We start from the raw sequence: 10,114 nt of genomic DNA on the forward strand, positions 1-10,114 counted from the left end.
CTGATAAATGTGATGCGGACTGTACTAAGATCAGTAAAGAGAACAAAAAAGTGTATCCCAATTCAAGTAGCAGCAATTGCGTCAATATTATTAATTTTAAATTTGGGCACATCAGGACAAACTCAACCGATAACAACGCCAAATTTACAATTTGGTGGATGTGAGCCAATTGCCAAAATCATCGAAGGCGATCGCCATTGGGCAAGCTTGAGCAAAGTTTGTAAGTCAGCTCAAATAAATCCAGAACCGGGGGGTACAGTTGAAGTTTTTTGCTATTTAAGGGGAAGTATTTTACAAGTTTCTGCTGGCACTATTGGCGCTCAATGCTTACCCTTTTCTGCGAGAGAAAGAAGTGGTTGTAGTCTACAAAATGAACACAATTGCATCAATATTAAAGGCCCAAATGACGATCCAGATGTGCCGAAATTAATTACCCCTTATGGAGTTACGAGTATCAATCCCCGTCCGATGTTATCCTGGGCTACGACACCGGGAGCTAGTAGTTACATAGTGCAAGTAGAGGGCATAGGAGTAAGTTGGTCGTTGTCAGTTCCAAATACGCAATTACCCTACCCGAAAGACCAGCCAGGATTGCAGGCGGGAAATGTTTATGATGTAAACATAATTGCCAAGCGAGGAGAAAAGTTCATAGCAGGTCAGAGCATCTTGCTGTTATTACCAGAAGACAGAGCGCAGCAGGTAGCGACAACAATCAAACGTCTTCAAACTCTCCAAGAGTCCCCAGATGAATTGGCGATCGATATGGATGCTGTATACAATGCACAAGGATTGATAGATGAGTCGATTGTGGTGTTATCTGCACGAACTAAAGTAAGTTCCCAAAACCCAGCTATTTATCGATTGTTAGGCGAACGCTACCTACAGGGGAATTCAGTATTTGCTGCTAGTAGTGCATACAAAAGTGCGATCGTGTTAGCCCAAAAAGTTAACAATCCCGACGAATTAGCCTTGGCAGAAGCTGGATCAAAAATTGCGGCTATAGCTCAAAGCCAGCTGCTACCAACAAGAATAAAACCCGCCCAATAGTACGGGTGAGAGTAGTTATTGCTGGATATCAGGCTTAATTGTGCTTGTCTTAATGCCTCAGCTTTAGTAAGACCATTTTTCAAGTTCTTATAAAACTCTCAGATGAGTTGGGCAGTAGATTCGTCATCTACCAACCAAAGAGTAGCTAAGGTACTCCGCGCTCCAGCTTGTGCAGCAATGCCAGCAATTCCCAAAGCTGAACGCCGATCTCCTTTAGCAGTCTCACAAGCACTTAAAACAAGTAAATCAATAGGAGATTGCTTATTTTTTAACAAAGATTTTAATTGTTGGACTTTAAGGAGTTCTTTCCAAGTTAAGAGAAAAGTGTTGTCAGGATCTGAGCTAAACTGAGCATGGGTACTCAGATGAACTATAGGAAATGAATCAGTTTCAAATTTTTCTCGGAAATTGTGATTAGTAAATTCATCATTAAGCAACACTGACACATAATTTATACTTTTTTTTATATTTTTCACCTCTTGATTGACTTGAGGAAGAGGTTGAAAACTTTCCGTGACTAAAGTTTTTTCGGAAAGAGTGACAGCTTCAGAGATGCCAGCAAATAAAACCTTGACTTGTTTTTGTTTTTCAAATTGAGCTTGTAATTGTTGTAAGCTGGATGCATTTGAAATAGCGTATGATTCAGTGAGATACTTGTTGCCATCATAGAGCATATCAAAAGGGATATTTTGAAAATAGCTGTCGAGAATAAAGACTAAATTTCCTGATTTTGGTAAATACTGTCTGATGGGGGCGATTAACAAATTATAAAGATTGTGAGCATAAGTAATATAATCGTAACTTTGAACTTTAACGAATTCTTGATTGTGAATAACCCTGAGAAAATTATCGATAGAATTACGAGCTAATTTGTTATCTATTTGATACTGATGAAACTGTTTGGAAGTCTGAACCACTACTTGAATTTGGTTTTCTAATTTTATAAAAAAAATAATGGGTGGAAAATTAAATAAGTCTTGGCTATTAGCAGGAGCAGAAAATGTAGTTAATCTTCCACATTGGAGAAAATTCTCTATTTCCGCAATTCTCAGCTTATCTTGAATGGCAACTGCTCGTTGAGAATTGGTTTCTTGAGAGAATAGGAACTCCATGTATTCTTGATATACAGGCTCAACTTTTTCTTTAAAATCAAACTGGAGATCCGGATTCATCGCTAGAATATTACCTCTAACTTGGTCAAGACTGTTAATAGCAGATGCGTATGCTTTATCAGTTTTTTGAGTTTGTTTGAGTTGTCGATATAAACGTCCTAATCTCCACTGCCACTGATAGGCAATGTCCCAAGCTTTTACTGATTGGGCTAATTCCATTGCTGGTTCTAAATATTTCTGAGATTCCAGTGGCTGTTCTAAGCAACTATAAATTTTACCAATAGTTCCTAAAGCATAAGATTTAGCGCGTGTATTGTTTAATTTTTCGGCAGTTTCAAGTGCTTGATGAGAAATAGATAGGGCAGTTAATAGTGGATTCTGTACTTGTGAAGAACTGAGTTTATTTAACTTAGCGTTTTGAGCAACTTGTATTAAACTCTCAGCCAAATTTAAACGAGCGTAGATAGAGTCAATGGCTGGGAAATTATCGAATTGATTATTGAGACTCAATAATTGTTGGAGTAATGGCTGAATTAATTGTTTTTGGTCGGAGAAAATTCCCTCTGTAAGATTTGTCCATTTCTCTAGTGGTAATTGATAGAAAAAAGAACTCCGTTTTCTTGCCATGTTCGCTTATCTGAATTGGTGTCAACGTTAATTAAAGGAAAGCCATAGTCCAAACGGGCATTGAAACGATTTCCTACTTGGTACTGTAAACCCAAGCCGATGGATGCTAAAGTCCCTGCTGAGTTTGGTGTTTCGACAGTATTATTATTCCAAGCAGTTCCCAAATCAAAGAAGGGAATAATAGAAAATTGCTGATTGGATTGTGTCCAAGCTGCTAGATGTAACTCGGTTGAAAATAAAAATGCATTGTCAGTTAAGAAAGTGGCTTCACGATAACCCCGTACTGAACCTGCACCTCCTGACGTAATTTGTTCGAGTGAGGCCAGAGGTCTATCAGCTAACTGAAGGTCTGCGATCGCAATGAATTGGGCAGCGATGCCCAATTTCCTGACCCACCCAGCTTGACCCCGCCAAGCAAAAAAACGACCATCAGGAGCAGAATTGTTGATAGTTGCACCAAAAGCACCAATGCCAAAACTAAATTGCGAACGCAGTGAGAAACTTCCTTGATTGCTACGGGAGAGCCATTCCTGCGAGAATCTAATCGCAGAAATGCGGGTTTTTCCATTAGAATCTGCCCCAGTATTTAAGGGGTAAGGTATATTCAACAAAGATGACTCACTTTCTAAACGACTTGCCGTGAGTTTTAAAGCAAATTCTTGCGTTGATGTGGCAGTGGCTTTGCTCTCTAGCGGCTGTCGAAAACTCAACTCATAGCCACGAGCATTAGACAAAATATCTAGAGAGTTAAAAGGATTTTCGATAATGTTGTCCGAAGAGTTGATGTATGAAAACTCGATTGTACTGTTTTGTGGATTGAGGGGGACAGAGTAACTAGTTGAGAAAGTATTGCTCCCGTCTGTATTTCGATAGCCAACACTTAACTTGTCACCGATACCAAGCAAATTAGCATCTTTGATCTCAAAGAGACGCTGAAAACTTCCGGTAGCAGGTGAACGAGAATTGTCTAGAGCAGTCTCAATCGTGAATGACTGACGTTCCGTAACTTTGACAGTCAAAATACTTCTGTCTACTGAAGAACCATTATCTAATTGTGCTGATATTGATTCGAGCAAAGGATCTTGTCGTAAGAGTCGCAAAGCCTCTAGTAGGTTTTTTTCATTGACTACTTCAACCGTGCTTGGTAATCGCTGACGAATGTAATTGTGCAATCGTCCGCCGCCAATAATCTCAATTTTATCGAGCTGCCCTTCTACAACTTGAATGGTAATTACTGCCCCATGAGGATTAATTCCTTGATTTTCTGCAATCGGCAAAAAAGCCCCAGAAGTGATGTAACCTTTATCCACATAGAATTTTGTAATTGCCTTAGCAACTTGGCGCAAATCATCAAATGTAATTTCTCTGACCAAATAAGAAGCAACTACCGCTTCTAGTTCTTGGGTTCTAATTACTGTATTACCTTTAAAGACAAAACTCGCCACTTTGATGATTTGCTGATTTGAAGGCGTATTTTCTCTTATTGGTGGTGCCGAAGGGTATGGTACTGTCGGGTCAAGTCTTTGAGGTAAAGGTCTAGGAACTTTCCAAGGTTCTTGTATAGTTCGGATTTGGCTTGAAGCTACTGTTTGTGAATGTACTGGATCAATTATCAGCAAGGGGATGAGAAATATAGTTGCTTTCGACAAATGATTTAAGCACTGGAAATTAGGCATAGATGAAGATTGTTATTCTCAAAGCAGCTTTGAGTGAATTTGATCGCTAAATCCCACAAAAGCAATTATTCTAGTGGCTTTTGTGGGATTTATTTAGGGACTTCCAAGGAATAAATTACTCAACAAAAATCAAGAGTCAAAATCTAAACAATAATGATAATCATTATGAGGGGGAAGAGGCGGTTGCCGTCGGCAACCGCCTCAAGCATCCATGAAAAACTTTGCACTCTGTAGGCAGATTCAGATGCATAATGAGAATTATTATTGATTTTTTTTAGTCTCAAGCTTTTATAAAAATTCACTAAATTTAGGTGGTTTCACAACAAATATCAATAAACCATTTACCTAAATTAGGGAATTTCTCATGTGTCGAATTGGTGAGACGCTCGATTTGTTGTTCGATGACAGACATCGCTTCTTTAGTCAGCTTCACTCCAGTCTCATAAGTTTGACTTACTAACTTAACGACAGGGTGTTTCCCTTTCCATGTCATATTTTGAGCAAAGTTTAAAGCTGTTTCAACTTCATCTAGAATACTGCCATTCCAAGATTTTTCTAAAATACCCCATGTTCGCTCAATCGGATTATATTTGCTGTGATATGGGGGATAGTAAGCTAAACGTATATTTAATTTATATTCATGAGCAAATTCTACTATACGTTTCATAAACTGGGTGCGTCGTGAATTATTTTCTCCACCATTATCTTGGTTAAAGATAAGTGTTTTGATATCTGGAAATCGCCAACTCTCACTTTTCCAAAAATCCGCTAACACATCAACAATAAAATCACTTGTCACTTTGGACTCTGTAAAGTATAAAAATAGTTCATCTAACTCTGGAAGAAAGATGCCATAAGGAGCTATGGTTGTTTTTGAATTATAATCATGGTCGTCAGTTTTAATGGTCAGTCGGTTTCTACCACCTCGATCAAAGGAGCCAATATTAATACGAGCTTTCGCATCAAGACTGAGACGTAAAACGCTCTTATCATCTGTAGCTGATTGATTGACTATTGCTAGCCGCTCAAAGATTGCGTCAGTTTCCGGGATTTTTTTTGAGGTAAAACTTTAGCTACCCGTTTCAGCCGATAACCTAAATAATTCAATTTGATGCGAATTGTTTCTTCGGTCGGTAACTGTTGATCATTATAACCGAATTTTTCAATTAATAGCTTTCTTACTTGGCTTGCAGTTAGGCGCGTATACAGTCTCTGGCTCTTAAAACTGGGGTCGGTTTGACTTTGGGAATCCACTAACTTTTTAATATCTTCTAACAGACTTGGTAAATGTTCCTCTGCCTTATAACGCCCCTTCGCGCTCATATTATCTACACAAGTAATCCCATTAGTTAATTCTTTAATCCCTTTACGAATAGTATTTCTATCCCACTCCAACTCCTCTTGAGCTAGTAGTTGTCCACCATAACCTAATCCGAGTACAGTTTGGGCTTGAAAACGCCGTCTTGCTGCACCCTTTAATTGAGTTGCTGTTTCTTTGAGAAGATTTTTCAATGAATCAGTTAATTGTATCAACACTCTTATACACCCAAAAATTTGAATCTAAGTTAAATTTACTACAACTAGGGGAGGGAAGGAGTAGCCAATGGCTGTTCCTTCCCTCCCCTTTTCAGAATGATTATCATTCTATTCGTTGCTGATTTTATTTTTTGGAAGTCTCCTATGTCGAAGTTCCCCTTCCAGGTATGCATGCCAAACCTCTGCTTAAGGAATGATTTTCATTACTCGCATTTTATCAAACGTCGCCAGCATATGATCGACGCTATCAAGATTCATTGCATGAAACCCGAAGCGCCGTGCTTTGTTGACATCGAAGAACGCATCATGCTCGTTCTTGAAAATAAAATCGCCAAACGGCCATTGCACCAGCTTGGCCAGCGTATGGGGCTGCAACCCATGCTTCTTCACCATGCTAGCCCATAGAGGTTCTTTATCAGCCATATATTCGGCCAGTGAGAAAGTAAGAGGTTCGGCAATTTCCACATTGAAATAGCCTGCAATTTTAGGCCAGGCTTCGCTAAAGCGGAACACGTCGCCATTGGTGATGTTGAAAATCTCACTTCCTGTTTTGTCATGAAGCGCTGCCCATTCCATGCCTTGCGCCAGAATGTCTGCGCCCGTGATGTTTACGACGGCGTTATAAGCCGCAAGGGTGCTTGGGAAGCGGAAGGCAACGCCCAGTTCCCTACAGAAGCTGGCATAGACGGCAATGATGGTTGCGAGGTTCATGGGATTGCCAACCGCGAAACCAATCACAATATCAGGACGCAATGCGGTAAAACTCCATGCCTTGCCTACCGATTTATTCCGCAAATAATCTTCCTGGTCGTAATAGAAATTGGGTGGGAAATGGCGTGGATCGTTTTCGCGCGCCGGGGTTTTATAGCGTCCGAGATGCGCTCCATAGGCTTTGCCGCCCTGAATGAAGCTAACATGCTTAAGCCCAGTGGCGATTGGCTCAAGCCCGTCGATCAAATTTTTCAGTAAGGCTAAATTGGCTGAGGTTTGCTCGGCTAGTGTCTTACGTTCAATATAGGCGGCGAAGAACACATGAGTTACGCCCTTGAGCGCAGTTTCATGTTTTGAAATTCCCGTGGGATCGGTGAGATCAAGCTGAATAACGTATGCGGTCGTTTCGTAATCCAGCGATGAGCGTGATGTGGCAATGACATCCCATCGATTCGAGTTTTCCAGATAATGAACGATATTGCCGCCGACGATGCCATTCCCGCCCACAACAAGTGCGGTGTTCTTGCTCATTTTGTAATCCTTTGTTCATAAGCGATAATGTGCTGCCATTGTTCACAAAGCCCGAGCTATAAAACCGCTCGCAGACTTTTTCACATTCACTCACAAGCAGCGCCAATTAGATGGCTGTTTTTATTATATATTTACCGTATCAAGTCAAGAGAACAACACTTCCAACACCCAAAAATTCCACTCAAAATTGAATTTACTACAAAAGGGGGGAAGGAGAAGCAGCCGACGGCTGCTTCTCCTTCCCCCCATCAGAATGATTATCATTCTTTTGTTTGGTGATTTTATTCCTTGGAAGTCCCTTATTCAAGGAATTGGGTTAATCAATTGTATACAGCGCTTCCTGCTGTTATGAAGTACAGTTTCTACCTCTCCACATTCCCTATTTTTCGACCCTTTCAGCACTAAACACGTACCTCACAATAGCGGAAACTGCTGTATATGTCAATCATGAGATTGGAAAGTTTTGGGTAGTTGATTATCGTATTTATGACCCAGACAGAGATGGAAAAACAAAGATAGTTCATGTGATAGAGATGCTGCAAAACCTTGTGTATCATAAGGCTTTACCATTTCAAGCTGTCTTGATGGACACTTGGTATGCAACAAATAAATTGATGTTATATATTGATAGTTTACTTGAGTTTGGACTAATTGGCATTTAGCAGCAATGAATAGAAAGCAAGAAAAAGTTACCTAACTTCTTTTAGAGGCTGAGTTAAGTTGAATCTTTGAAAAAGAAGCAGAAACTAAGCAGCAGTTAGATCAGCGTTCTTAAGTGATTCTTCGGTTTTAGGTTTTTTAGATGAGTGTTTTTTGACAGTGGGATAACGGGGACGTTGAGGTGGCTGATGCCCTTGGGCACGCCCAGGTGATTTACCGCGAGTTTTCGGGGGTTGAGCAGGAGTGCCAATAGTGGCTAAAATTAGAGGAAAGGCTTGTGCTACACGTCCTGGAGAGAGTTTATCCTGAGTCGATTGCCAGGGCAAGGGGGAATCAATACAGGCAACTCTTGCGAACCAGAGTTGCCAAGTTAGCAGGGGCTTTACTGTCACTCCATCGCTCTGCCGCCCGAGTAGAACTCAATTGAGGCTGTGTCCAATATAACCTCTGCTTGGCAAATCGATACCAATGCTCTAGAGCAAAGCGGCGTAGGTATTTTTGCCAGAGATTCTCTAATGGAGGCATTGTCTGACCCAACCAAGCTAGCCATAAGGGTTGGAACTTACGATTGCGTCCAACTGGTTGGATAACCTCGACGCGAATGATTTCCATTGCCCGGTTTGGGGATTGAAGAAAATGAAACCCACTCCAGCGCATTACTTTAACTCGACCAACTTGCGGGTCTTCAACTTCTAGAGTTTCAGTTACCTCTGGCCAAGTTTGGGGGTCATTGAGCTTAAATTTATGACCATGCTTACAAGGTGCGCCTCGTCCTTTGTAAGTACCGGGTGTACCCCATACACATCGGTTAGATGCTAAACGCAACAACAGGTCTGCGTTAATCTCCTCCGTGGCCTGGACAAATTTGGCAAAGACAAGTGCCTCGGTCATAAGCGGCAAGTGGTCTTTTTCCTAACTCACGGGTTACAAGTTTTAATTGGAATGCGGCTTTACTTGTGGGCGTTTCAAAGCTGGTTATCCGTTCATGTTTCAACGGCAATGCCCAACTCCCATCCGCCTCTGGTATCCAGGCTAATGTACTGTAACGAATGGCACTAAGAAAAGGGAAAATCGTTGAGGCAGCAGGGGTGCAGAGGAGCAGAGGAGCAGGGGAGAAAGAAGAAGTTTTAAGCTTGCGTTCGGATATTTATAAATTCCCCTCTGCGCCCCTGCACCCCTGCTCCTCTGCAATCCTTACGCTGTATACCCTTCAGCTTAACTTAGTGCCATTCTGTACTGTAACTTTGTCCGATCCTTATGCTTCCCCCTCTATTTCCATAAAAAGTTCTTTCTTTTAGTGTCTTCGCTTCTGGTCGTGCCCAAAAGCTATGATCTCCTGCTAGAAATGGCTGTTCATCTGTCGCTACCTCTTGTACCAGTAGCTTCATCAGCAACATTTTCGGTAGACGACTATCATGCAGTGCTGCATAAATACTTGACCATTGCCGCCGAAATACTGGGCTTTGTGACAAGCTTACAAATGATGGGATGCTCGGACTTGTCAATACTGCATCCATCAATTCAAATACTGCATCTTTGGCCTTCCCCAAACAATCATAGACAGCTTGGCGGAATTTTTCTAGTTGTGTCAGGATCATCGCGTCAATAAAGACGCGCATTAAGATAAAGATTAATGTTGCCACTGCTAGTTGTTGTAGACAAGCTAGCGATCGCGTTGCATCCGTTGAGAAAAATAAATCGCCCAGGAATGTTGATGGTGTAAACTGAAACCCAGTTGCCAAAGCCATTAATGCGACAGCAAGCACTCCAATAAATTTCCAATTCTTACTGTGGTGATTTGATTCAACAGGAGATTTGTCACGCCACACTTGGGCCAAAGCTCCCGGTATTGCCAAACCAACAATTAGAATCACACCGAAAAATATCAGGCTTGAACTGTTAATTGGTAATTGTTTTGCCAAGCCAAATGTCACAATCAGTGCAGCTGGAGCGATGATTGATAACGTCCTTGATAAGATAGCCGAGGGATAAAGATTACCGCCCCAGAGTACTGATAAAACTGGGGAAGTAAGGGCGGGTGGAACCATCCAAAAAAGCACCCACATAACTTTGTACAAATCTCCTGGATTTTGATACAAGATTCCAGAAAATATTAAAAGTAGCCCAACTACCCATCTCACCAACATCCAGGCATAGACTATAGGACTCCTATTTGATTTCTGAACAAGACTAAGAGAGAATACGGAGAGGTTT

4 protein-coding genes and 4 pseudogenes are annotated in these 10,114 nt (G+C 41.2%); 2 read left to right on the plus strand and 6 right to left on the minus strand.

Annotation, left to right across the window (positions count from 1 at the left end; all coding sequences use genetic code 11):
• The first annotated feature begins 102 nt into the window (after positions 1-102).
• On the plus strand, positions 103-1,047 hold the full coding sequence (locus tag PUQ00_RS19250; RefSeq protein ID WP_300419549.1) for a hypothetical protein: 945 nt from the start codon (positions 103-105) through the stop codon (positions 1,045-1,047).
• On the opposite strand, the pseudogene PUQ00_RS32865 reads toward PUQ00_RS19250, so the two are convergent.
• From PUQ00_RS32865 to PUQ00_RS19270, 4 genes and pseudogenes are all read right to left on the minus strand, one after another.
• Positions 1,005-2,786: pseudogene (locus PUQ00_RS32865) on the minus strand (CHAT domain-containing protein). The gene PUQ00_RS19250 and the pseudogene PUQ00_RS32865 overlap by 43 nt on opposite strands.
• Positions 2,744-4,462 carry a ShlB/FhaC/HecB family hemolysin secretion/activation protein gene (locus PUQ00_RS19260; RefSeq protein WP_300419552.1) on the minus strand — a complete coding sequence of 573 codons (1,719 nt, stop codon included), beginning with the start codon at positions 4,460-4,462 and terminating at the stop codon, positions 2,744-2,746. Before PUQ00_RS19260 ends, PUQ00_RS32865 begins: the two are co-directional and overlap by 43 nt.
• A 307-nt stretch (positions 4,463-4,769) precedes the next feature.
• Positions 4,770-5,992, minus strand: a protein-coding gene (locus PUQ00_RS19265) for an ISAzo13 family transposase (protein WP_300419565.1) whose coding sequence is annotated in 2 segments (ribosomal slippage) — positions 4,770-5,512 and positions 5,512-5,992 — 1,224 coding nt in all. Because the reading frame shifts where the segments join, the coding sequence is not laid out codon by codon here.
• Positions 5,993-6,184: 192 nt separating this feature from the next.
• Positions 6,185-7,240, minus strand: coding sequence for an SDR family oxidoreductase (locus PUQ00_RS19270; protein WP_300419554.1), 1,056 nt, complete (start codon positions 7,238-7,240; stop codon positions 6,185-6,187).
• A gap of 434 nt (positions 7,241-7,674) precedes the next feature.
• On the opposite strand from PUQ00_RS19270, the pseudogene PUQ00_RS19275 reads away from it, so the two are divergent.
• Positions 7,675-7,875, plus strand: a pseudogene (locus PUQ00_RS19275) (transposase); the annotation flags it as partial.
• A gap of 111 nt (positions 7,876-7,986) precedes the next feature.
• Here PUQ00_RS19275 and PUQ00_RS32870 read toward each other — a convergent pair.
• Both PUQ00_RS32870 and PUQ00_RS19290 read right to left on the minus strand, forming a co-directional pair.
• Positions 7,987-8,945 (minus strand): annotated as a pseudogene (locus PUQ00_RS32870) (transposase); the annotation flags it as partial.
• A gap of 175 nt (positions 8,946-9,120) precedes the next feature.
• Positions 9,121-10,114, minus strand: a pseudogene (locus PUQ00_RS19290) (hypothetical protein); the annotation flags it as partial.

This window comes from Nostoc sp. S13 (genome assembly GCF_029379315.1).
Taxonomy (GTDB): Bacteria; Cyanobacteriota; Cyanobacteriia; order Cyanobacteriales; family Nostocaceae; genus Nostoc.

Excerpts from the sequence above, each read along its gene's own strand:
- PUQ00_RS19270 (WP_300419554.1), bottom strand. The coding sequence starts at position 7,240 with ATGAGCAAGAACACCGCACTTGTTGTGGGCGGGAATGGCATCGTCGGC.
- PUQ00_RS19260 (WP_300419552.1), bottom strand. The coding sequence starts at position 4,462 with ATGCCTAATTTCCAGTGCTTAAATCATTTGTCGAAAGCAACTATATTT.